Annotated in this window: 20 protein-coding genes; 12 read left to right on the top strand and 8 right to left on the bottom strand. The window is 54.1% G+C overall.

Annotation, left to right across the window (positions count from 1 at the left end):
* Window positions 1-3: 3 nt before the first annotated feature.
* The 3 genes from IEW06_RS13190 to tgt all read right to left on the bottom strand — a co-directional run bounded on the left by IEW06_RS13190 (window position 4) and on the right by tgt (window position 3,240).
* Window positions 4-906: a DMT family transporter gene (locus tag IEW06_RS13190; RefSeq protein ID WP_187732931.1), complete on the bottom strand. Its 903-nt coding sequence runs from the start codon at window positions 904-906 to the stop codon at window positions 4-6.
* 44 nt (window positions 907-950) lie between these two features.
* A complete protein-coding gene (locus tag IEW06_RS13185; protein ID WP_187732930.1) occupies window positions 951-2,027 on the bottom strand; it encodes an LptF/LptG family permease in 1,077 nt (358 codons plus the stop codon).
* Between the two features lie 82 nt (window positions 2,028-2,109).
* Window positions 2,110-3,240, bottom strand: coding sequence for a tRNA guanosine(34) transglycosylase Tgt (gene tgt, locus IEW06_RS13180; RefSeq protein ID WP_187732929.1), 1,131 nt, complete (start codon window positions 3,238-3,240; stop codon window positions 2,110-2,112).
* A 168-nt stretch (window positions 3,241-3,408) separates the two neighbouring features.
* On the opposite strand from tgt, the gene IEW06_RS13175 reads away from it, so the two are divergent.
* From IEW06_RS13175 to rsmG, 3 genes are all read left to right on the top strand, one after another.
* Window positions 3,409-4,530 carry a glycosyltransferase gene (locus tag IEW06_RS13175; protein ID WP_187732928.1) on the top strand — a complete coding sequence of 374 codons (1,122 nt, stop codon included), beginning with the start codon at window positions 3,409-3,411 and terminating at the stop codon, window positions 4,528-4,530.
* On the top strand, window positions 4,521-5,144 hold the full coding sequence (locus IEW06_RS13170; protein ID WP_084444334.1) for an RNA polymerase sigma factor: 624 nt from the start codon (window positions 4,521-4,523) through the stop codon (window positions 5,142-5,144). The genes IEW06_RS13175 and IEW06_RS13170 overlap by 10 nt, the downstream gene beginning before the upstream one ends.
* A 187-nt stretch (window positions 5,145-5,331) precedes the next feature.
* Window positions 5,332-5,955, top strand: coding sequence for a 16S rRNA (guanine(527)-N(7))-methyltransferase RsmG (gene rsmG / locus IEW06_RS13165; RefSeq protein WP_187732927.1), 624 nt, complete (start codon window positions 5,332-5,334; stop codon window positions 5,953-5,955).
* Between the two features lie 21 nt (window positions 5,956-5,976).
* On the opposite strand, the gene IEW06_RS13160 is transcribed toward rsmG, so the two are convergent.
* Window positions 5,977-6,963: a YheT family hydrolase gene (locus IEW06_RS13160; protein ID WP_188548397.1), complete on the bottom strand. Its 987-nt coding sequence runs from the start codon at window positions 6,961-6,963 to the stop codon at window positions 5,977-5,979.
* 255 nt (window positions 6,964-7,218) lie between these two features.
* Here IEW06_RS13160 and rpsT point away from each other — a divergent pair, with 255 nt between their 5' ends.
* Window positions 7,219-7,479, top strand: coding sequence for a 30S ribosomal protein S20 (gene rpsT, locus IEW06_RS13155; protein ID WP_084444338.1), 261 nt, complete (start codon window positions 7,219-7,221; stop codon window positions 7,477-7,479).
* A 136-nt stretch (window positions 7,480-7,615) separates the two neighbouring features.
* Here rpsT and pyk read toward each other — a convergent pair whose 3' ends face one another.
* The gene (pyk, locus tag IEW06_RS13150) at window positions 7,616-9,055 is read right to left on the bottom strand and encodes a pyruvate kinase (RefSeq protein WP_187732926.1); all 1,440 of its coding nucleotides are present in this window, start codon (window positions 9,053-9,055) and stop codon (window positions 7,616-7,618) included.
* A gap of 110 nt (window positions 9,056-9,165) precedes the next feature.
* On the bottom strand, window positions 9,166-9,594 hold the full coding sequence (locus IEW06_RS13145) for an IPExxxVDY family protein (RefSeq protein WP_187310620.1): 429 nt from the start codon (window positions 9,592-9,594) through the stop codon (window positions 9,166-9,168).
* Between the two features lie 162 nt (window positions 9,595-9,756).
* On the opposite strand from IEW06_RS13145, the gene IEW06_RS13140 reads away from it, so the two are divergent.
* The 5 genes from IEW06_RS13140 to lgt all read left to right on the top strand — a co-directional run bounded on the left by IEW06_RS13140 (window position 9,757) and on the right by lgt (window position 15,111).
* Window positions 9,757-9,993 carry an acyl carrier protein gene (locus IEW06_RS13140; RefSeq protein WP_073109216.1) on the top strand — a complete coding sequence of 79 codons (237 nt, stop codon included), beginning with the start codon at window positions 9,757-9,759 and terminating at the stop codon, window positions 9,991-9,993.
* Window positions 9,994-10,082: 89 nt separating this feature from the next.
* Window positions 10,083-11,333 carry a beta-ketoacyl-ACP synthase II gene (gene fabF, locus IEW06_RS13135; protein WP_187732925.1) on the top strand — a complete coding sequence of 417 codons (1,251 nt, stop codon included), beginning with the start codon at window positions 10,083-10,085 and terminating at the stop codon, window positions 11,331-11,333.
* Window positions 11,333-12,082, top strand: a complete 750-nt coding sequence (rnc, locus tag IEW06_RS13130; RefSeq protein ID WP_188548396.1) for a ribonuclease III — start codon at window positions 11,333-11,335, stop codon at window positions 12,080-12,082. Before fabF ends, rnc begins: the two co-directional genes overlap by 1 nt.
* 91 nt (window positions 12,083-12,173) lie before the next feature.
* Window positions 12,174-14,108 carry an NAD(+) synthase gene (gene nadE, locus IEW06_RS13125; RefSeq protein WP_188548395.1) on the top strand — a complete coding sequence of 645 codons (1,935 nt, stop codon included), beginning with the start codon at window positions 12,174-12,176 and terminating at the stop codon, window positions 14,106-14,108.
* A gap of 112 nt (window positions 14,109-14,220) precedes the next feature.
* Window positions 14,221-15,111: a prolipoprotein diacylglyceryl transferase gene (gene lgt, locus IEW06_RS13120; protein WP_188548394.1), complete on the top strand. Its 891-nt coding sequence runs from the start codon at window positions 14,221-14,223 to the stop codon at window positions 15,109-15,111.
* 73 nt (window positions 15,112-15,184) lie between these two features.
* Here lgt and IEW06_RS13115 read toward each other — a convergent pair whose 3' ends face one another.
* Both IEW06_RS13115 and yidD read right to left on the bottom strand, forming a co-directional pair.
* Complete coding sequence (locus IEW06_RS13115) at window positions 15,185-16,117, bottom strand: hypothetical protein (protein ID WP_187732923.1); 933 nt, start codon at window positions 16,115-16,117, stop codon at window positions 15,185-15,187.
* An 85-nt stretch (window positions 16,118-16,202) separates the two neighbouring features.
* Window positions 16,203-16,424, bottom strand: coding sequence for a membrane protein insertion efficiency factor YidD (gene yidD / locus IEW06_RS13110; protein ID WP_187310626.1), 222 nt, complete (start codon window positions 16,422-16,424; stop codon window positions 16,203-16,205).
* 249 nt (window positions 16,425-16,673) lie between these two features.
* On the opposite strand from yidD, the gene IEW06_RS13105 reads away from it, so the two are divergent.
* From IEW06_RS13105 to IEW06_RS13095, 3 genes are all read left to right on the top strand, one after another.
* The gene (locus IEW06_RS13105) at window positions 16,674-18,998 is read left to right on the top strand and encodes a S46 family peptidase (protein ID WP_188548393.1); all 2,325 of its coding nucleotides are present in this window, start codon (window positions 16,674-16,676) and stop codon (window positions 18,996-18,998) included.
* Between the two features lie 207 nt (window positions 18,999-19,205).
* Complete coding sequence (locus tag IEW06_RS13100) at window positions 19,206-20,060, top strand: PorV/PorQ family protein (RefSeq protein ID WP_188548392.1); 855 nt, start codon at window positions 19,206-19,208, stop codon at window positions 20,058-20,060.
* Between the two features lie 131 nt (window positions 20,061-20,191).
* A complete protein-coding gene (locus IEW06_RS13095; RefSeq protein WP_229743122.1) occupies window positions 20,192-22,270 on the top strand; it encodes a ComEA family DNA-binding protein in 2,079 nt (692 codons plus the stop codon).
* Window positions 22,271-22,278: the final 8 nt, after the last annotated feature.

The raw sequence follows: 22,278 nt of genomic DNA, 5'->3' as shown, positions 1-22,278 counted from the left end.
GATCTACACGACGGTAACTGGTCGCTGGCGCCGCTGATTCCACTGGTCGAGCACGGGATGAATCAGGACGCTGAACAGAATGACGAGCGTACCCAGATAAAAGCCCCCCGACATCCTTTCTTCCGACCCAAAAATGATAACGGCCAGCACGATGCCGTACACGGGCTCCAGGTTGGTAGTCAGGTTGATAACGAAAGCCGATAGGCGCTTCATCAGCTCAATTGAAGCCGAGAAAGCATACACGGTGCATACGCCAGCCAGCACCAGCAGCCACAGCCAATCCCAGGAAACCAGGGCCAGCTGCAAGCCAGCGCCTTCGGTAAAGTACAAACTGTAAATCGGGAAGAACAGCACGATGGATAAGCAGGCGCCCATCATCTCATAAAACGTCAGGCGCAGGGGCGAGTGCTGCTTTACCAGCTTGACATTAAGCACACTAAACAACGCCGACAAGCCCGCCGAGAGAATAGCAACAGCCAACCCCAGAAGCTGATCGAACTCGGCCTGCGACACCAGATACAGGCCCACCATCGTCAGCAAACCCAGAAAAACCTCGTAGCCACGTATGCGGCGCCACAGCAATAGGGGCTCCAGCAGCGAGGTCCAGAGCGCCAGCGTAGCCATGCCCGCCAGGCACACGCTCACAGACGAAAGGCGGGCGGCGAGGAAAAAGGTAATCCAGTGCACGGCCACCAACGAGCCCACACTAAGCAGCCGTACGACCTGACCGAGTGGTATGCGCACGCTTTGCTTTTTAAGGGTAAGCAACAGCCCTAAGCCCGTGGTAGCCAGCAGCGTACGCCAGAAAACCAACTCCACCGGCGGCACTGATATAAGCTTCCCCAGAATAGCCGTGAAGCCCCACAGCAAAACAATAAAGTGTAGGCGCAGGTAATCTTTGAGCATAGGTTGGGGGGCTTTTTTATCGGGAGGCGGTAATAAACGCCTGTTTATTTGGGCACCAATCGATACAAAACAAAGCCGATTACGGTGAACACCATGCTGGGAATCCAGGCGGCCAGTAACGGCGATAACGAGCCTACCGCCGCCAGATTGCGGCTCAGAATCACGAAGATGATAAAGATGAAAGCCAGCACAAAGCCCAGCGCAATTTTGCCCCCCACGCCGCTGCGCGACTTGCCCGCGCTCAGAATAACGCCGATAACGGTAAGTATGAGAATGGCAAAAGGATACGCGTAACGCTCGTATTTCTCGCTCAGATAGGTCTGGGTGTCGCTGGCGCCGCGGTCTATTTTCTGCTGAATAAAGCGATTCAACTCGGGCAGCGTAAGCGTTTCGGCCAGACGGTAGGTGCTGGCAAAATCCTTGGGATACAGGTTGAGCGTGGTGTCGCGGGCGGGATAAGACTTGAGACTTTCATTCTGCCCGCTGAAGGTGCGCACCAATTGGGGCGAGAGGCGCCAGGCGCGTTTCACCGAGTCCCAGGTAATGGCGTCGGCGGTGAGGCGGCGCTTGAGCGTGGTGCCCTCAATATCCTCCAAGGCGAAGCGGTAGCCGATATTATTGGTGTTGTCGTAGCTTTCCATGTAGGCGTAGCTGCGCGGCCCTACTTTGATATGCACGTTGCGCTGGTCGAAGCGAAATTGCCGCTTCGTGTACTTGCGCTCAAATTCTACCCGCGTCTTGCTGGTAATCGGAATCACCCAGCCGATCAGCCCAAACGTGGCCACGCCGATAATAATGCCCCCCATCACGTAGGGCACCAGCAGGCGAGGAAAACTGATACCACTGGCCAGAATCGCCACAATCTCGGTGCGCGACGCGAGCTGCGCCGTCACAAAAACGACGGCAATAAAGACCGTAATGGGCGAAAGAAGATTGGCGAAATAAGGAAACAGATTGACGTAGTAATCCAGGATAATCGTCTTGGCCGGCAGATTATGCTTGATAAAATCGTCGTTCTTCTCGGTGAAGTCAATCACACAAATTACAGCCACCAACATCACCACCGTGAACAGAAACGCGGTCAGGAATTTTTTGAGGATGTACTTATCGAGGAGTTTCACGGATCAATCAATTAACATTTAGCAATGAACAGGAACAGTGATGAATTAGAACGGTATTGCTCACTGTTAAATGCTAATTGAATTAGAGGCGGGTCATTACTTGTTTCACCATCTTCTCTTTCCACTCCCGGAAGGTGCCGGCGATGATATGGGCTCGCGCCTGCTTCACCAGCCAGAGGTAGAACGTAAGGTTGTGAATAGACGCAATCTGCGGACCCAGCATTTCCTGGCTTTGGAATAAATGCCGAACGTAAGCGCGCGTATAAAACGTACTTACGTAGCCCCCAAGTTCGGCATCAATCGGCTCAAAGTCGGTGGCCCACTTCTTATTGGTGATGTTGATGATGCCCTGCGTGGTAAACAGCATGCCGTTGCGGGCGTTGCGCGTAGGCATCACACAGTCAAACATATCCACGCCCAGCGCAATGTTCTCCAGAATATTGGCCGGCGTACCTACGCCCATCAGGTAGCGCGGCTTGTCGGGGGGCAAAATATCGCAGACCAGCTCGGTCATCTCATACATCAGCTCGGCCGGCTCGCCCACGCTCAGGCCGCCGATGGCGTTGCCTTCGCGCTGCTGCTCAGCTATAAACTCCGCTGACTTGATGCGCAAATCTTTGAAGGTGCTGCCCTGCACAATGGGAAAAAGCGTCTGCTCGTAGCCGTAGTGGCCCTCGGTGCTGTCGAAGCGCTGAATGCAGCGCGTGAGCCAGCGGTGCGTCATATCCAGGGAGCGGCGAGCGTAGTCGTACTCGCAGGGCCACGGCGTGCACTCGTCGAAGGCCATGATAATATCGGCCCCAATCGTACGCTGAATGTCCATCACGCCCTCTGGCGAAAACAAATGCTGGGAGCCATCAATATGGGAGCGAAACTTGACGCCCTCTTCCTTGATCTTGCGTGTGTTGCTCAGGGAATACACTTGGTAGCCGCCGCTATCGGTGAGGATGGGCCGGTCCCAGCCGTTGAACTTGTGCAGGCCACCAGCTTGGCGCAGGATGTCGAGGCCGGGTCGCAGGTACAGATGGTAGGTATTGCCGAGGATAATCTGGGCTTGCACGTCGTTGGTGAGGTCACGCTGCTGCACGGCTTTCACGGTGCCAGCCGTGCCAACGGGCATAAAGATGGGCGTCTCGATGGCGCCGTGGGCAGTATGTACCACGCCGGCGCGGGCTTTGGTCTGCGGATCGTGGGCTACTAAATCGAAGGTCATTTAGAAAGGAGCTAGAAGCGAGGAGTTAGGAGGTAGAAGCCGGAGATTGGTCGCCAGTATTCTTTCTGGCTCCTAACTCCTCGCTTCCAGCTCCTAACTCCTGACTACAAAGGTAGCCCGCTGCCCGTGATTAATACCTAATTTTGCCCCCCACTGACCCCCCGCGCCTTGTCACTGCCTTTTTCGCCCGCGGTTTGGCTGCTGCTGGCATGCGCGCTGGTTCAGCTCTATTACGCCGGCTATTATTTTCTGCCTTTCACCCGCCGCCCTATTGCAAGTGGACCGGCCGAGGATGCCGAGCCGGTTTCGGTGGTGGTATGTGCTCACAATGAGCTGAAAAACCTACGCCATCTGCTGCCGCTTTTAGTACAGCAAGAATATCCGGCAGGCTTCGAGATAATCGTAGTTGACGACCGCTCCAACGACGGTACCGCCGGCTTAATTCAGCAATTCACCCAGCTTTATCCGCACATACGACTCGTGTCGGTACTGACCACGCCTGCCGACCTGTCGCCGAAGAAATATGCTCTTACACTGGGTATTAAAGTTGCCCGCTACGAACACCTGCTTTTTACCGACGCTGACTGCTGGCCGGCTACAAATCATTGGATTAGCGCTATGCAACAAGGCTTTGCTGAGCCCGCCGACCTAGTACTCGGCTATTCAGCGTATGCGCCGGCGCCGGGCTTTCTGAATAAGCTGATTCGGTTTGAAACCTTGCTGACCGGCGCACAGTATCTGTCGTTCGCGTGGCGAGGGAATCCCTATATGGGAGTAGGGCGAAATCTGGCTTACACCAAAAGCTGTTTTCAGGCTACCAAAGGATTTGCGTCGCACTTGCGGCGCCTGGGCGGTGACGACGACTTGCTGGTGCAGGACGCCGTGGCTCAAGGGCAGCGAGTGGCCGTGCAGACGCGGCCAGAAGCCCAAACCGTGAGTTGGCCGGCCCAGACATGGGCGGCGTGGTGGCGGCAAAAGCGGCGTCATTTGTCGGCCGGGCCACGCTACTCATGGAAAGATAAGGTCCGAATTGGAACGTTTATTGGTACTAATCTACTTTTTTATTTCACAGCAACTTTGCTCGTATTTTCCCGGCCCGATTGGATACCTTTGGCCGTCATATGGGCAGTGCGCACGGGGGCGATGAGCGCAACCTACGCTCAGCTCGGCCGTCATTTAGCCGACCGTCTGCCTTTTTGGCTGTTACCAGTTCTGGACGCAGTTTATTTTTTAAATTATCTCGCTCTGGGAATTTCACTGTTCCTCTACCGCACCCTCCGATGGAAGTAAACAACCAGGAAATACAGAAACAATTCTCCGCCAAAGCCAAGCATGACTTCAAGCTAATTCGAGCCGCCGTTGAGCAGGGCGACGAAAAAGCCTACGCCGAGCTGATGCAGATTTACAAGAAGCCTGTGTACCACGTAGTGCTAAAGATGGTACGCAACCCCGACGACGCCGAGGACTTAACCATCGAGGCATTCGCCAAAGCATTCCGCAACCTGCACAAGTTTAACCCGGAGTACGCCTTCAGTACCTGGCTGTTCCGCATAGCCACCAACAACTGCATCGACTTTATTCGCAAGAATAAGATCAAGACGATGTCCATCGACTCGGCCATCAAGATTGACAACGGCGACGAAATCACCATCGACTTCCGCGACCAGAACCTGAACCCGCAGGAGTCGGCCATTAAGAACCAGAAAATCGAAATCATGCAGCACGTGGTGTCACGGCTGCCCGATAAATATCAGCGCCTCGTAACGTTGCGCTACTTCGATGAGCTGAGCTACGAAGAAATTGCCACCGAGCTAAAAGCCCCGCTCGGCACCGTGAAAGCCCAGCTACACCGCGCCCGCGAGCTGCTGTATGACATGGTGAAGAACAAGAAGCACATCATTTAGTAAAAAAAAGCCCCCCAGAGTAATTCTGGGGGGCTTTTTTATTGTATCCGGGTGATCCTACGACTCTAAAGTTGTAATACCACTATCGTTGTTGCTGTTTGCTTAAGTGTGCGTCGTTTAACAATAGTGGTACTACGACCAAAAAAGTCGTAGTACCACACGTGCCATCATTGTAGTTTTGCCCCCTATGGACCTGATTAACCATTATTTTCCGCACCTTACCGACCAGCAGCGGCAGCGTTTTCAGCAACTCGAAGTCGAGTTCAGGAGCTGGAATGAGCGCCTGAATCTGGTAGCGCGCACGGATGTAGCGAACTTAGAAGAGCGACACTTGCTGCACTCCTTGGGTATTGCGAAAGTGGTAGAGTTTGCGCCTGGTAGCTCAGTTCTGGACGTGGGCACTGGTGGTGGTCTGCCGGGCTTGCCGCTAGCCATCTTATTTCCTGAAGTGAAATTTCACCTCGTTGATAGCATTGGCAAGAAGATTCACGCCGTGCAGGAAATGGCGCTGGCTTTGCATCTGAACAACGTCACAGCAGAGCAAACCCGCGCTGAACAGGTACGCCATAAATTTGACCACGTGGTGAGCCGGGCCGTAGCTCGCCTCTCCACCTTTCACACCTGGATTGCGCAGCGCTACAAGCGCACCGGCGACGCTACCAGTGGCCTGTACTATCTAAAAGGCGGCGATTTGACAGAAGAAATAGCCGAAGCAGGCCTGCCTGCCACATTATTTGATCTGAGCGACTATTTCGCGGAAGAGTTTTTCGAGACGAAGAAAGTTGTTTTCGTGCCCGCAACTACTGTATAGGTGTATGGCACTTCATCTTGCTTAAGCTGGCACTTCCGCAGTCAAAAATTCAATAGCGCGTCGCTCCGAATAGTAGTTGCCATCCGGAGTACCCTCGGGGAACCCTACGTGGCCACCCTCGCGGGGCGTTTCCAAAAACACGAATTGACTATTTGCGGCCGCGTCGCGGGGGAAGCAGGCGGGGGGCAAAAATGGGTCGTTTTCGGCGTTCACAATAAGGGTAGGCACTCGAATATGCTCGATATAGCGGCCTGAACTGGAGTGCTCATAGTAATCGTCGGCCGATTTGAATCCATGCATAGGAGCCGTGAAGCGGTCATCAAACTGCACAAAGTCGCGTAACTCCTCCAAGTTTTCAATATCCACTTGTCCCGGCAGTAATTCAGCCTTTTGGCGCATCTTAGCTCGCAACGTTTTTAAAAATCGGTTTAGATACACTCGGTTTTCGGGGCGGGCGATATGCTGAGAGCTAGACTTTAGATCAGTTGGCACCGAAAACACAGCAGCGCGCTGTACCTGAGCAGGTACACGATCAGCCTTTTCTCCAAGATATTTTAGGGTTACATTGCCGCCAGCAGAGAAGCCCGTGAGATACACCCGGCTGTAATGGCCAACGCCCAAGGCATAGCGCACCACAAAATCAAGATCGTCGGTGTCGCCGAGGTGGTAGGAGCGGAGCAGTCGGTTCATCTCGCCGCTACAGCTACGGTAATTCCACGCTAAGGCATCGAAACCAGCACGGTTGAGAGCACGCACCATTCCACGCACATAAGGCCGGCCAGCGTCGCCCTCGAGCCCATGCGAGACGATAGTCAACGTGTCAGCCGCTTTCCCTTCCGCTACTCTCGACCAGTCAAGGTCCAAGAAGTCACCATCGTCGGTTTCCACCCGTTCGCGCTGATAGCGTACATCGGGCACCGTGCGCCACAGACTGGGCACAATGGTCTGCAAATGGCCGTTAAACATGTAAAACGGCGGCTGATAGCGCGAGTGTTGAATAAGCGGCATGACCAAAAAGTTATAGAATGGCGTTTGCCCGGCGGTGTTACTCTAAAATAGACAAAATCCACTTCTTAAAATATAATTGAAAGAAAAAGTTCGTCATGCATACCATTATGATCCGGCAGGGCACGTTTTGTGTATTGCGGATACTCCAATACACAGAGAAAGTGAGAGGGGGGTATTTGGTATTTATATCAAAAGCCTTACCTTTGCCACCCGAACTGAAATTTAAATCGAGCAGAACGTCACTATTTCCATACCATGGCGAATCATAAATCGGCCCTCAAGCGCATCCGTTCCAACGAAGCCAAGCGCGTGTTGAACCGTTACCAGGCCAAATCTACCCGCACCGCTATCAAGAAGCTGCGCGCTGCCACCGATGCTACCGAAGCACAAGAGCTGCTGAAGAAAGTATCGTCGATGCTGGATCGTCTGGCCAAGAAGAACATCATTCACAAGAACAAGGCGGCTAACAACAAGTCGAGCCTGACCAAGTTCGTGAACTCGCTGGCTGCCGCTTAATTTAGTTAAGAGGCTTTCTGCTCTTTTATAGAAAAGGCCCTGCGCGCAAGTGCAGGGCCTTTTCATGTTTCTATTAAGCTAAGCTATAAACGGAAGCTGAGATGGTGCGCTCAGCTTCCGTTTTTGCTTTCCTAGTTTAGGCCACGCTCACCTTCACCATGTTTGTTTTGCCTTTCTCGTTGATAGGCATAGAAGCAGTATTAATAAATACATCCCCTGGCTTAAGGTTACCAGTAGTGGTGAGGACGTACTTAATGTCAGAAACGGTATTATCGGTGCTCACCATACGGTCGTAGTAGAAAGCGCGTACGCCCCACACCAGACTTAAGACCGTCAGCAGGTCGCGTGTGTCGGTGAAGACGAAAATATCGGCTTTAGGACGGTATTTGGCGATTTGGAAAGCCGTGTAGCCGCGGTGGGTCAGACCGGTGATGGCACTGGCTTTCGTATTGCGGGCCAGGTGAACAGCCGCTGACAGGACGCTGTCAACCATAAAGGACGGTGCGGCTGGGTCGATAGGATGGAAGCGGTGGAAAATATTGTGAGCATGAGTTTCAACACTCCGAACGGTATTCACCATCGATCGGATAACCTCCACCGGATATTCACCAACAGCTGTTTCAGCGGATAGCATAAGGGCATCAGCTCCATCGAGCACAGCGTTGGCCACGTCATTGGTTTCCGCACGCGTTGGGCGAGGGTTAGTAATCATACTCTCCATCATCTGAGTAGCTACGATGACTGGCTTACCGAGCTTATTGCACTTCTCAATAATCATCTTCTGCGCCAGCGGCACCTCGCCACCATTGATTTCCACACCAAGGTCACCACGGGCTACCATAACAGCATCTGTCAGCGCAATGATCTCGTCGATGTTGCGTAGGGCCTCCGGTGTTTCGATTTTCGCAACCACGCGCGTCTGCTTACCACTTTCTGCAATCAACGACTTAATAAAGCGGATATCCTCGGCCCGACGTGCGAATGAAAGGGCAACCCAATCCACATCGTGCTCCAGCCCGAATTTCAAGTCCTCGATGTCCTTCTCAGTCATCGAAGGCGCTGATACGTCCGAGTCAGGCAGGTTAATCCCTTTGCGCGGCTTCACAAGGCCTCCGTATACTACTTCCACATCTACCTCCTGCTCACGGTCGGTAGCTAGCACGCGCAGTTCAATTTTGCCGTCGTCAATCAGAATCATATCGCCAGGCTTCACATCGCGAGCCAGACCCATATAAATAGTGCTTAAGCGCGTAGCTGTGCTGATTTCTTTTTCTCCGCACACCAGCTTAATCTTATCGCCAGGCTTTATCTCAACACCGCCACCTTCTACGTCGCCAAGACGAATTTTGGGGCCCTGTAAGTCTTGCAGTAAGCCCACATTTGTGCGTATATCCTTGTTCAGGCGACGCACATTGTTGATTACCGCCAGATGATCCTCGTAAGCGCCGTGCGAGAAGTTGAGGCGAAACACGTCCACACCCTCACGGATGAGCGTACCCAAGCGTTCGTAAGAGCTAGAGGCGGGGCCAACAGTGGCCACAATTTTGGTTTTATTGAAATGCGGACGAGGTTCCATAAGCAGGTAGCACCAAGCTCCAGCTTGGTGAATCGTTAAACAGTAAGTTGGGGGGCAATTTGAATGATGTTTGTGAGCAAGACACCAAGCTGGAGCTTGGTGTTACTTATTCAAAACAGCAGGTTTTCTTTAAACTTCAATTCATTAGGATCGAACTGACATACGTACTGAACAGCAGGTAAGGCCGTAAGCTGCTCTATCAATTCGCTGGCTGCCAAGGCGCCCGAACCATTGCTAACCTGCAGCAGATAATCGTACTCCTTAATATCGGGAGCAAGAAAAGGCTTTTTCAATGGCGATGGGTCCACGGAGCGGTTGCGCAGCAGGCGCAAAGTAAGCGTTTCAGTGGCGTACAAATAATTGCTGATAACTAAACGGCCCTTTGTTAGCAGGTCATATATCAGGTCTTGCTGCTTCACCAAGCGCAACCGTAGGGCCTGATTCAGCGTCCAGGCCAAGGTATGTTCCCGGCTCGATGAAACGAGGCCAAACAGTTCAAAATCACAGTCATACTCAACGTCCAGCGTTAGCATTTTCATAGGGTGCTTGCGGGCTTAAGCAGAACAAAACAACGGACTGCAGAGGCCAATGGGAACTGGCTCGGCCGTAATCTTGTACCTGCAAGATTAGGGGTGGTTGGTTTGACAATGTTAGGGAAGTTAGTGTTATTTGTGCCGAGTTTTCTCTAAACCCCCACGGAAATGTCTGAAATTGCAGAAAAAGTAAAAGCCATTATCATTGACAAGCTTGGCGTTGAAGCCTCGGAAGTAACTCCAGAAGCTAGCTTCACCAACGATCTGGGCGCTGATTCGCTCGATACTGTCGAATTGATTATGGAGTTCGAAAAAGAATTCAACGTGTCTATCCCCGACGATCAGGCCGAGAACATCGCCACCGTGGGTCAAGCTATCAGCTACCTCGAGGAGCACGCCAAATAACCTGACGGCTTTGTAGCTGTTACCCGTTCTATTGCTTACCGGCCGGCCCGCCGCCGGCCGTTTTGCTTTTTAATTTCTCCCGTTAGCCTATGTCTCTTCGGAGAGTTGTTGTGACCGGCCTTGGTGCCCTTACGCCTCTTGGCAAAACCGTCACCGAGTATTGGGATGGTTTGTCGAGGGGCGTAAGTGGTGCCGCGCCCATCACCCGCTTTGACGCCAGCAAGTTCAAAACCCATTTCGCCTGCGAAATCAAGGGATATAATCCGGACGATTATTTCGAGCGTAAGGAAGGCCGCAAAATGGACTTCTTCACGCAGTTCGCCATCATTGCCAGCGACGAAGCTATCAAGGATGCCGGCTTGCTGGACGGTGTTGACCGCGACCGGGTAGGTGTGATTTGGGGTTCCGGTATTGGTGGCCTCAAGACATTCCAAGAGGAGTGTTTCAGCTTCGCTAAGGGCGACGGCACACCCCGTTACAATCCCTTCTTCATTCCGAAGATGATTGCCGACAGCTCGTCGGGCAATATTTCCATTCGCCACAAGTTCCGGGGGCCAAATTTCGTAACGACTTCCGCTTGCGCGTCGTCGTCCGATTCTATTGTCGCTGCTTACAACTACATCCGCCTCAATCTGGCCGATGTAATGGTAACAGGTGGCTCGGAAGCAGCTATTACGGAAGCTGGCGTAGGTGGATTTAACGCTCTAAAGGCTATGAGTGAGCGCAACGACGCGCCCGAGCAGGCTTCTCGCCCCTACGATAAGGAGCGCGACGGCTTTGTGCTGGGCGAAGGTGGTGGCGCTATCATTCTGGAAGCGTATGAGCACGCAGTAGCTCGGGGGGCAAAAATCTATGCTGAGATTATCGGCGGCGGTATGTCTTCGGATGCTTACCACATCACGGCTCCCGACCCTGAAGGCAACGGCGTAGTGTTGGTAATGCAAAATGCCCTGCGTGACGCTGGCATTGGCCCGGAGGATGTAGATTACATCAATACCCATGGTACCAGCACGCCTCTAGGCGATGGTGCCGAGGTGAAAGCCATTGAAAAGGTATTCGGTGAGCATGCTTACAACCTGAATATTAGCTCTACCAAAAGCATGACCGGCCACTTACTGGGCGGCGCTGGTGGTATTGAAGCAATTGCGTGTATTCTGGCTTTGCAGCATGGTGTGATTCCGCCCACCATCAACCATTTTACTGCCGATCCAGAATTAGATCCGCGCTTGAATTTTACTTTTAATGAAGCTCAAAAGCGGGATATAAACGTGACACTAAGCAATACCTTTGGCTTTGGTGGACACAATACCTCGGTTCTGTTTCGCAAATTTCAAGGCTAATGACGCGGCCGGGGCAGCCACTTCCACTGTTCGGATTTTTCCGGCGGTTGCTGGGGCAGGATAGGGCTTTTCGCCAGGCCATTGCCACGGTAACAGGCCGAGCGCCGGATAATATTCGGCTGTATCAGCTGGCGTTCACGCACTCTTCATTGGTGCGCCAGCAGAATGATAAGAGCCGTACTCAAAGCAATGAGCGTCTGGAGTTTCTGGGCGATGCCGTGCTGGGTACCGTTGTGGCTGAGTACCTGTTTCGCAAGTATCCTTACGAGCAGGAGGGCTTTCTCACGGAAATGCGCTCCCGTATTGTAAATCGTGAAAGCCTGAATGTGCTGGCTCTGAAGATAGGGTTGGATAAGCTAGTCCAACTCGACCCAACGCAGGGCCGGGCTGCGCGCTCCCGCTCCGTAAACGGTAATGCCCTGGAGGCTTTAGTGGGGGCCGTTTATCTGGATCAGGGCTATAAGGCAGCTCGCAAATTCGTGCTGGCGCGCTTGATTAAGCCTTTTGTAGATGTAAAGTCGCTCACCACAACGACCGCTAACTTCAAGAGTAAGCTAATTGAGTGGGCGCAGCGTCAGGGGAAGCATCTTCGCTACGAGCTAGCCGGCGAACCCCAAACGGGGGGTGTAATGGAGTTTTCAGCTACCGTATTTGTGGACGACGAAGCCGTAGCAACTGGCATGGGCCTCTCAAAGAAGCAGGCCGAGCAAACAGCTGCTGAGCGCGCGCTTACAGCCCTGGGCGTGTAGCTTCTATAGCTGTCAACATCAGCGCTTTTAGGCAGCTAAGACAACTCTGGGGGGCAAAAAGTAGTTGTTGGCTAAACTATTCTCTCTTTCCATGCGATTAGCTGGCGCTGCCCTCAACCAGATTCCATTTGACTGGCACCATAACCTGCGTACCATTCGCGAAGCTATTGAGCAAGCGAAGGCAGCCGGTGTCGATTTACTATGCCTGCCGGAGCTAAGCCTGACGGGCTACGGGTGCGAAGACTTGTTTCTGAGCGACTGGCTTTCGGCCTCGGCACTAGAATATCTACAGCAAATCCGGCCTTGGACGACGGGCATTTTGGTTTGTGTAGGCTTGCCCGTGCGCATTGATGGGCGCACATATAACACCGCCGCCGTGCTGCGCGACGGCGAAATTCTGGGTTTTGCAGCCAAGCAGTTTCTGGCCAACGACGGCGTGCATTATGAGCCGCGCTTTTTCAACTCCTGGCGAGCCGGCGAAACCACCACCATTGAGTGGCAAGGCGAGCAATGGCCTTTGGGAGATTTGGTTTTCGAGCACCAAGGCGTACGTTTTGGCTTCGAGATATGCGAGGATGCGTGGCGCCCGGCTGCTGATCGGCCCGCTGGCCGGTTGATGGAGCGAGGCGTGCAGCTCATTGTGAATCCATCGGCCAGCCATTTTGCGATGAGTAAGACCGATGTACGCTACCAGCTCGTACTACAGGCTTCGCGCAAGTATAATTGCACGTACCTCTACGCTAATCTGCTCGGTAATGAAGCCGGTCGTATCATTTACGATGGCGAAATACTGGTGGCGCGCAATGGGCATTTGCTGCTCCGTAACCAGCTGCTGAGTTTCAAAGAAGTAGATCTGGAGTGCACAGATGTTGATTTTGGTGCTGATTTGCCCCCCACGGATGTTGTGCCCCTGCCGGCGCCCGATGAGTACCGCGAGCTGAATCAGGCTCTGAGCTTAGCCCTGTTTGATTATATGCGGAAGGCGCGCAGCCGTGGGTTTGTGCTTTCCCTCAGTGGCGGCGCCGACTCCTGTATGTGCGCTGTAGCCGTGGCCGAAATGGTGCGTTTGGGTACCGCGGAGCTGGGCACGGCCGAGTTTATGCGCCGCGCTGGTTGTTTTACTGCTGAAGAAATAGCGACACTAGCTGGCCCTGTTGCGCCTGTACCCGACCAGAATGCACCCGGTCCAAAAGATGCCTCCCTTAGCCTCCTGAATCAGGAGCAAAAATCAATCAATCAAAAGCTGACAGGCCGCTTACTTACTACCGCTTATCAAGGTACGGTCAACTCCTCCGATGATACATTTCAGTCGGCGAAGGAGCTGGCCGACGAGCTGGGGGGCATTTTCTTTGATTGGACTATCGATGGGGAAGTAGAAGGCTATGTGGCCAAAATTGAGCATGCTCTGAAGCGGCCGCTGACGTGGCAAACCGACGATTTGGCTTTGCAGAACATTCAGGCGCGGGTACGGGCGCCCGGCATCTGGCTATTGGCTAACGTGCAAAACTGCCTGCTGCTCACCACGTCCAACCGCTCCGAAGCTTCCGTGGGCTATTGCACCATGGATGGCGACACGGCCGGCAGCATTTCGCCCATTGCCGGCGTCGACAAAGATTTTGTGAAGAAATGGCTGCGCTGGGCTGAAAAAGAACTCGGCTACCAGGCTTTACGCCACGTGAATGCTTTGCAGCCCACGGCTGAGCTGCGGCCCTTGGAAGACAAGCAAACCGACGAGCGCGACCTCATGCCGTACGTGTTGCTCAACCGCATCGAGCGGCTGGCTTTTTACGACCGCCTCAGTCCGCGTCAGGTGTTGGCAACCTTGGTGCACGAAGAAACCACAACTGATCCTGAGCAGCTGAAAACCTACGTTAAGCGCTTCTACTCGCTGTGGGCGCGCAACCAATGGAAGCGCGAACGCTACGCGCCCGCTTTTCACCTCGACGACTATAATGTCGATCCGCGTTCCTGGCTGCGCTTTCCTATTCTGAGCGGTGGCTTCACGCAGGAATTGGCTTCGCTATAATTTCTAAGTGGCGCTACCGTTTGTTTTGCTCCGAATGAAGCGCAATTTCGAGTTGCTTTCTTGCCAACGCTGAATTCCTACCTTTGCCTGTGTACCTCTCTTCCGCCTTCGCATGACCTCGCTGCTCGCTTACATTACCTGGGACGTTGCGCCCGAAATTGTTAAGATCGGACCGCTCACGTTGCGCTGGTACGGCCTGCTGTTTATGTCTGGCTTCGTGCTGGGCACCTTCGTGCTGTCGCATATCTACCGCTCCGAGCGCGTATCGCCGCAGTGGGTCGACGTAATCACGATTTATATGCTGGTAGGCACCATCGTGGGCGCCCGCCTCGGACATTGCTTGTTTTATGATCCGGGCTATTACCTGGCGCACCCGCTCGATATTCTCAAGATATGGGAAGGCGGACTGGCCAGCCACGGCGCTACGCTCGGTATCTTATTGGCGGTGTGGCTGTTTAGTCGCAATAATAAGTTCGACTACCTCTGGACCCTCGACCGGATTGTGATTGTGGTGGCGCTGGGCGGGGCGCTCATCCGTTTAGGCAACCTGTTCAACTCCGAAATTTTCGGCCACGAAACCACGGTGCCTTGGGCCTTTAAGTTCGTGCGCGACACGGAGCACCTGGTGAACGGCGTAGCCGTTCCGCGCCATCCAACCCAGATTTATGAGTCGCTGTTCTGCGTGTTTCTGCTGGTGCTGCTGTACCTGATGTGGAACCGCACGAAGGAAAAGACCCCCAGGGGGCAATTGTTCGGCTTATTTGTGGTGCTGCTGTTCACCTTCCGCTTTCTGGTGGAGTTTCTCAAGGAAGACCAGTCTGACTTTGAAAGCGGAATGGTGCTGAACATGGGCCAGATCCTCAGTATTCCGCTGATTTTTATGGGCTTATGGGTTTTGCTGCGCGCCGGCAAATGGCCTAATAACCCCTTCGGATTTGCCCCCCGAGATCTGGAAGCAAGAGCTGCCGCCGAGCAAGCCCAAAAAATGGTCAAATCAAAGTAACCCGTTCTTACACCCATAAAAAAGCCCCCCAGAGTTGCTCTGGGGGGCTTTTTTATGAGCTTAGGTATGCAGATTACTGGGCTCCGACATTTGCTCCAGAGTTCGACTGACCTTGCAGCGAGTACTGGTAGATAGAGCCTTCTTCTGTGCTGATAACCAAGGTTTGGTTGTCGGTGAAAACCACGCCTTCCGTTTGGCCCGCGCCCGTCAATGCGATGCGCCGGGGCGTTGATTTAAGCAAAGACTCAAACGAGTTGCCTTCATACAAAAACAACTCCTCCTTGCCCATTAACACCAGACGCTTGCCATCAGGGCTCAGGTCAGCATCAGTTACTTCACCACTGACAGACAGGCTGGTAAGGAGGCGGGCGGTCTGCTGACCGGGCTTATCCGGTACAGCATAAACCTTGCTTGTTGTTTGGTTGGCGCGGTCGCGGGTGAAGAGGTAAACCGTGCCGTTGTGCCATAGCGCGGCCTCGCAGTCGAAGTTACGCGCATCTTTAGCAGGTGGAAATTCGCGCTGATCCGCATAAGTGAAGCGGATGGCGCCTATTTGCTTGGGGCTGGCCGGGTTGAGGCGGTAAATAGCCAGGTCCTGGCGGCTGTTGTTGTTGTTGCCCGCATCTATCACGAATATGTTGCCGCGGTTATCCTGCGCCAGGCTTTCCCAGTCTTGGTTCGGTACTGTAAGCCGCATTTCGGTCAGGAGCTTGCCCGTCTCGTCAATCTTGTAAATGATAGGGGAGTTGCCGGCGTCGCCATGCGTGTAGAAGGTGCCAGATTTGTCGGCGCGGGCCAGGCCTGAGCTTTCGGGCACTGCTTTGTTGAGCGAGCCCATGCGGCGCAAGCCAGGCACTGAGCTCTCAATAAGACGATTCTCCAGGCTTTCTTTCTTGTTATTCTTTTTGCCCTTTTTGCCCCCCGACGCTTCATCGGACTGCGCCTGCGAACAGCCACAGCTGAGCAAAGCGCTGATTGACAGTGTGATTATGGGAATTAAACGCATGGTCGGGAGTATAAAAAACTGAAAAGCGCTGCCTGACCCAGTGGGCACAAGCAACGATTGTGGTCAGCTATACGCAAGATGCGGCTCAGGGTACGGGGTCGTAGCCATGTCCGCCCCACGGATGGCAGCGCCCAATACGGCGCAGCGCCAGCCAGCCACCTCGCCAAGGGCCAAATTTGCCGATAGCTTCGGCGGCATAGGCCGAGCAGGTAGGCTGATATCGGCAACTGGCTGGGGTGAGTGGCGAGATAAAGTGCCGATACACCCAAATTAGAGCAAGAAAAAAGCGCCGAAACAGGTAGGCCATGGCTGAGGTTAAGCAAAAAGCAACGGCAAGTTACTTTTTGTGTTTATTCTCTTGAGCAACAAACCAAAAGGAAGAATTGGTTTAGTGCGTAGAGAAGCCGGATGTAGTTTACCGATTGAGAATTATAGGGCAATGCTTTCATAAAAACTGCCCACTACTCGCCTCGCCTGAGTAAGTTTAACCTTTGCTTTACACAAGCACTTTTCTTACACGCTCATTCCTCTTTTTCATTCCCATTACCCACCCCTTATGCTGAAAAAAATATGGGCAAATGCGCTGCTTCTGGCGCTCTTGCTACCAATAGCCGCTCGTGCCGATGAAGGAATGTGGCTGCCGATGTATGTGAAGCGCCTCAACTACGCAGACATGCAGAAGAAAGGCCTGCAACTGACGGCCGAAGAAATATATGATATCAATAATGCCAGCCTCAAAGATGCCGTGGTGCAGCTGGGGGGCTTTTGTACGGGCGAATTTGTGAGCAGCCAAGGTTTGCTGCTCACCAACCATCACTGCGGCTATGATGCCATTCAGAGCCACAGTACGCCCGAAAAAAATCTGCTTGCCGACGGCTTTTTTGCTGCTAATAAAAGCGAGGAAAAGCCCAATCCGGGTTTGTTCGTGGATATTCTGGTGCGGATGGAAGACGTAACGGGCAAGGTGCTGGAAGGAATTACGCCCCAAACCCCGGAGCAGGAGCGCACCGCGCTGGTACAGCAGCGGCAGAAGCAGCTGGCCGACGCAGCCAAAGAGAATGGCCAATACGTAGCCTACGTGCGCGATTTCTTTGCCGGCAATGAGTACTATATGTTCGTGTATCAGCGCTTTGGCGATGTGCGGTTGGTAGGCGCTCCGCCTGAGTCGGTGGGTAAGTTTGGCGGCGACACCGATAACTGGATGTGGCCCCGCCACACCGGCGACTTCTCCATGTTTCGGGTGTACGCCAGCAAAGACAACAAGCCCACCACCGGCTACGTGGCCGACAATGTGCCGTACGTGCCCAAAAAGCACCTGCCCGTGAGCCTGCAAGGCGTGAGTGAAGGCGACTTCGCCATGGTGTTCGGCTTTCCGGGCCGCACACAGCGCTTTTTGCCCGCCGCCGGCCTTCAGCTAACCCTCGACCAAAGCAACCCAGCCCGCATCAAGCTGCGCGATACCCGCCTGAAACTGTGGAAAGAAGACATGGATGCTGACCCGGCCCTGCGCCTGAAATACGCCTCCAAATATGCCAGCATTGCCAACTATTGGAAGTACTTCATCGGGCAGAATGAGGGCATGAAGCGCCTGAAAACGGTGGACAAGAAGAAGGCTGAAGAGGTGCAGTTTGCTCAGTGGATTGCGGCCGATCCGGCCCGCCAGCAGCTCTACGGCAGTGCGTTGCAGGATATCAATCAGAACTATACGGCTCTGCGGGAGTTCAACCTCAGTAATGTGTACCTGAATGAAGCCGCGTTTGGCACTGAAATCATGACGTTTGCGGCTCGGATGCTGCCTTTGTATTCGTTGCTGAAAGATCCCAACGCCGACAAAGCTGCCATTCAGAAAGCTACAGCCGATTTGAAGGAGCCGGCCGCCGAGTTCTTTAAAGATTACAGTGCCACCACGGATAAGAAGGTGTTTGCCGCCTTAATGGGCCTTTATTACACCGACGTGCCCAAAGCCCAGCATCCGGAGGTGTTTCAGACGGTGGCCAAACAGTATGGCGGCTCCATGAAAAAGTACGCTGACTACGTGTTTGGCAACACCTTCCTGACTTCTCCCACGAAGCTGAACGCTTTTCTGGCGGCGCCTACCTTGGCTAAGCTGGAAGCAGATCCGGCGTTCAAGACGATGAACTCGGTGTACACGAACTATGTGCAGAAAATTGCCCCCCAGCTTCAGGCCAGCCAGGCCACTATGAGCCGGGCTAATCGCCAGTACGTGGCCGGTCTGCGGGCCAAGAACACCGATAAAGTGTACTCGCCCGATGCGAACTCCACGCTGCGCCTGAGCTACGGCACCGTGCGCTCCTACGAGGGCCGCGACGCGGTGAGCTATGACTATCAGACTACGGGAAAGGGGATTTTGGAGAAAGAAGATCCAACAAACCCGGAATTTGTGGTGCCGGCCAAGCAGGTAGCGCTCCTGAAATCCAAAGACTTCGGGCCTTATGCCAATAAGGACGGACAGCTGCCCGTAGCCTTTATCACGGATAACGACATTACGGGGGGCAATTCCGGCTCGCCCGTCATCAACGGCCGTGGTGAACTGATCGGGCTGGCCTTTGATGGCAACTGGGAAGCCATGACCGGCGACCTGGCCTACGACCCCGATCTGAAGCGCTGCATCAACGTGGACATCCGCTATGTGCTGTTCTGCGTGGATAAGCTCGGCGGCGCCAAGCACCTCGTTGATGAAATGACGGTGGTCAATAAAGGCCCTAATCCGGGCGTAGGCGCTACGGCTGCCGCCACGTCCAGCCAGGTAGATGGTGCTGGTGAAGCCGGAAAAATGAAAACGAAGTCGCCTGCGGCTGGTAAGGTTAAAATCAAGAAGAAAAAGAACAAAGAGAAAGCCGAGGCCACCGCAGAGATGTAGGTCCAGGATTTTGGTTTAATGTAAAAAGCCCCCCAGATTCGTCTGGGGGGCTTTTTTATGGGTAAATAGTATCCAGCGGAATGACCGTAATGAGGCCGTGATGAACTGGCTTTACATTCGGCTTGCAATAAACAGACGTAGCCACAGATTTGCCGCGAAATTTGCTTTGGGCGTGCGAGGCATGAATTAGCCTCTTATCCCCTTATTATGCTAAACGGGTACTTAGCGTTAGTAGCCTTATTTCTTTCCGTTACTATTGCGACTGTAAGTGCTGGAAACGGCCCCGGAGTGCGTGGGGCGCGGGCAGCGGCGCTGGGCAACGCGTCTGTCACAACTGCTGATGTTTGGGCGGTTGGCAACAACGTGGCCGGACTCGGTCAGGTAAGTCAAACCAATGTCGGCTTTTATGCTGAAAACCGCTATTTAAGCTCCGCATTCAATACGGTGGCGCTTGTGGCGGCTATGCCGATCGGTTCTGTAAGCTCAGAAAAGCCCCCCAGTCGTGGTGTAATAGGCTTTGAAGCGCAGCGTTTTGGCAATAATCTGTACGCTGAACAGCGTCTGGGCTTGGGCTACGGATACCGAGGCGGACAGATCAGCGTGGGTGGGCGCGTGGATATGCTGCAGGTCAGTATTCAGGGTTTAGGTAGTAAAAGAGTGGTGGCGGCTTCACTAGGAGGACAAGCTGAACTGATCCCAGACCGGCTGGTTTTCGGGGGATATTTATATAACCTGAACCAGGCGCGCTTAGCTGCCTATGAAAATGAGCGTGTGCCCACCGTGCTCAAAGCCGGCCTCTCATACCGCCCCACCAGTAAGCTGATGCTGAACGTGGAAACGGAGAAAGATGTGGAGCAGGATGCTGATTTTAAGGCCGGTATCGAGTATCAGCTGCTGGAGGCGCTGGCGCTTCGGGCAGGGTTTGCCTCGCTCGTGGAGCAGACTACCGCCGGAGTAGGCTTTAAAGCCGGCCGCTTTCAGATTGACTACGCGGCGGCCTGGCAATCAGCGCTGGGCTTGAGTCAGCATGTAGGAGTGAGCTTGCAGTGGGCGAAAAAGTGAGAATAGCTTACAAAAAAGCCCCCCGGTATATCCCAATGCTGCATGGCGCACACCCCCAAACCTTTACGCACACAACAGCCAGCAAGCAGAGCTGGTGGCGCGCGATAGTGCTCACCTGCGGGCTCCTGTGCTTGCTTTTACCTCTCAACCTCCAGGCGCAGGACTACGTGCGCCCCACCGCCGATCTGGACCGGCTGGTGCAGGAGCTGTTTGCCGAAATACAGAGCGATGAGGTAGCTTTTGAAGATGTATATGAAACGCTGCTGCTTTATTATCAGACGCCACTAAACCTGAATACAGCCAGCCGCGAGGAGCTGCGGGGCTTGCTGTTGCTCTCAGAAACGCAGATTTCGGCCTTGCTGGATCATCGGCAGCAACTCGGGCCCCTGCTGAGCTTGTATGAGCTGCAAAGTATTGCTGGCTTTGAGCAAGCGCGTAGTATTTATCGGGTGGCGCCCTTCGTAACGGTACAGCCTGGAAACCAGAATGCTGCTCGGGGCCCGCTCTGGCAGCGCATACTGCACGAAGACAATAATGCTTTGTTTCTACGCTACGAGCGCGGTTTGCAGGCTCGGCGTGGCTATGCCTCTGCCGATACCACCAGCACCGGCCGGCCGCTCAGCCGCTACCTCGGCTCGCCCGATAAGCTCTTGTTGCGCTACCGCGTCAGCCACACGCGCGACTTCAGCCTGGGTTTCACTGCTGAGAAAGATGCAGGCGAGCCCCTGGTTTGGCAACCTGACAAGGGACGGCTAGGGGCCGATTTTTACTCCGCGCACTTTGTGGTGCAGGAGCGAGGCCGGCTCAAAACATTGGCCTTAGGCGATTATCAGCTGCAATTCGGCCAGGGCTTATTGCTCTCATCGGGCTTGCAGGTGGGCAAGGGCGCTGAAACCATAACTACCCTGCGGCGCAGCAGCTTAGGCGTCAGGCCCTATTCCTCGGTGCTGGAAACGTCCTTTTTTCGCGGAGCAGCGGCAACGGTGAGCTTACACAAGACCGTGCGCGCGACGGCTTTTTTCTCGGCCAAAAAAGTGGACGCAAATCAACAGTTTGCCACCGATTCTCTGGCCCGGTTTGATACGTTTTCATCTGGTATCAGCACCAGCGGCTTGCACCGTACCGCTACCGAACTGACTAACCGCAAGCGTCTGCACGAAGCTATAGCTGGCGGCAACGTGACATATACGAGTCTGGGGGGCAATTTTGCGGCCGGCGCCACGGTGGTGGACACCCGCTACGACATGGCCTTGCAGCGCCGGCCCGAGCCATATAATCAGTTTGAGTTTCGGGGTAAAGCCAATGTGGCTCTGGGAGTTCACTATAGCTATGTGCTTGGCAATGCGCTCTTTTTCGGTGAAACAGCGCGCTCCAGCAGCGGTGGCTTGGGCACTGTAAACGGCCTGCTGGCCAGCTTGGCTACCAATGTGGAGGCTTCCATCCTGTACCGTCGTTACGACCGAAACTTTCACACCTTTTACGGGCAGGCCTTCGGCGAAAACACACGCAACATCAACGAAAGCGGCGTGTATATCGGCCTGAAAGTGCGACCGGCGGCGCGCTGGGAAATCACGGGCTATTACGATCAATTCTGGTTTCCATGGTTGAAATACCGCGTTGATGCGCCCTCACGCGGCCACGATTACTTGCTGCGCTTGTCATTCGCGCCCAACAAAACCAGCCAGCTCTACGTGCAGGTTCGCTCTCGCACCAAAGACCAGAACGCCGACCTTGCGCCCTCACGTCCGGTGCCCCAGCCAGTACCCACCGAGCGCCGAAGTTTGCTGCTTTTTTACGATGCCGCGCCCTCATCCATCATCAGCTTGCGCACGCGCCTGCAAGGCACGCATTACCGCGAAGACGGCGCCACTCCGCACACGGGTTTTTTACTGGTCCAGGATGCTACCGTGCGCCTCAACCGCTACCTGCGCCTGAGTGCCCGCTACGCCCTCTTCGATACCGACGACTACGATACCCGCCAGTATGCCTTTGAGCAGGATGTGCTTTACGCGTTTTCGGTGCCCGCGCTCTTTGGCCGCGGCACCCGCACCTATGCTTTGGCGGAGGTCAAATGTACCCGTCATCTTACCTTCTGGCTACGCTATGCTGCCACCCAATACCGCCACCAGCGAGTAATCAGCTCCGGTTTGGAAGAAATCGAAGGCTCGCTCCGATCTGATATAAAAGCGCAGGCCCGATACACTTTTTAGCCGCGCCA

Source organism: Hymenobacter qilianensis (genome assembly GCF_014638675.1).
Taxonomy (GTDB): Bacteria; Bacteroidota; Bacteroidia; order Cytophagales; family Hymenobacteraceae; genus Hymenobacter; species Hymenobacter qilianensis.
The sequence above is the reverse complement of the archived record's forward strand: the minus strand, read 5'-3'. Positions and strand labels throughout refer to the sequence as shown.

Bases quoted from the DNA above. Each gene is read 5' to 3' on its own strand.
- rpsT (WP_084444338.1), top strand. From the start codon at position 7,219: ATGGCGAATCATAAATCGGCCCTCAAGCGCATCCGTTCCAACGAAGCC.
- pyk (WP_187732926.1), bottom strand. From the start codon at position 9,055: ATGGAACCTCGTCCGCATTTCAATAAAACCAAAATTGTGGCCACTGTT.
- tgt (WP_187732929.1), bottom strand. From the start codon at position 3,240: ATGACCTTCGATTTAGTAGCCCACGATCCGCAGACCAAAGCCCGCGCC.
- IEW06_RS13115 (WP_187732923.1), bottom strand. From the start codon at position 16,117: ATGCGTTTAATTCCCATAATCACACTGTCAATCAGCGCTTTGCTCAGC.
- IEW06_RS13145 (WP_187310620.1), bottom strand. From the start codon at position 9,594: ATGAAAATGCTAACGCTGGACGTTGAGTATGACTGTGATTTTGAACTG.
- rsmG (WP_187732927.1), top strand. From the start codon at position 5,332: ATGGACCTGATTAACCATTATTTTCCGCACCTTACCGACCAGCAGCGG.
- rnc (WP_188548396.1), top strand. From the start codon at position 11,333: ATGACGCGGCCGGGGCAGCCACTTCCACTGTTCGGATTTTTCCGGCGG.
- IEW06_RS13105 (WP_188548393.1), top strand. From the start codon at position 16,674: ATGCTGAAAAAAATATGGGCAAATGCGCTGCTTCTGGCGCTCTTGCTA.
- fabF (WP_187732925.1), top strand. From the start codon at position 10,083: ATGTCTCTTCGGAGAGTTGTTGTGACCGGCCTTGGTGCCCTTACGCCT.
- yidD (WP_187310626.1), bottom strand. From the start codon at position 16,424: ATGGCCTACCTGTTTCGGCGCTTTTTTCTTGCTCTAATTTGGGTGTAT.
- IEW06_RS13170 (WP_084444334.1), top strand. From the start codon at position 4,521: ATGGAAGTAAACAACCAGGAAATACAGAAACAATTCTCCGCCAAAGCC.
- IEW06_RS13160 (WP_188548397.1), bottom strand. From the start codon at position 6,963: ATGCCGCTTATTCAACACTCGCGCTATCAGCCGCCGTTTTACATGTTT.
- lgt (WP_188548394.1), top strand. From the start codon at position 14,221: ATGACCTCGCTGCTCGCTTACATTACCTGGGACGTTGCGCCCGAAATT.
- IEW06_RS13140 (WP_073109216.1), top strand. From the start codon at position 9,757: ATGTCTGAAATTGCAGAAAAAGTAAAAGCCATTATCATTGACAAGCTT.
- nadE (WP_188548395.1), top strand. From the start codon at position 12,174: ATGCGATTAGCTGGCGCTGCCCTCAACCAGATTCCATTTGACTGGCAC.
- IEW06_RS13190 (WP_187732931.1), bottom strand. From the start codon at position 906: ATGCTCAAAGATTACCTGCGCCTACACTTTATTGTTTTGCTGTGGGGC.
- IEW06_RS13100 (WP_188548392.1), top strand. From the start codon at position 19,206: ATGCTAAACGGGTACTTAGCGTTAGTAGCCTTATTTCTTTCCGTTACT.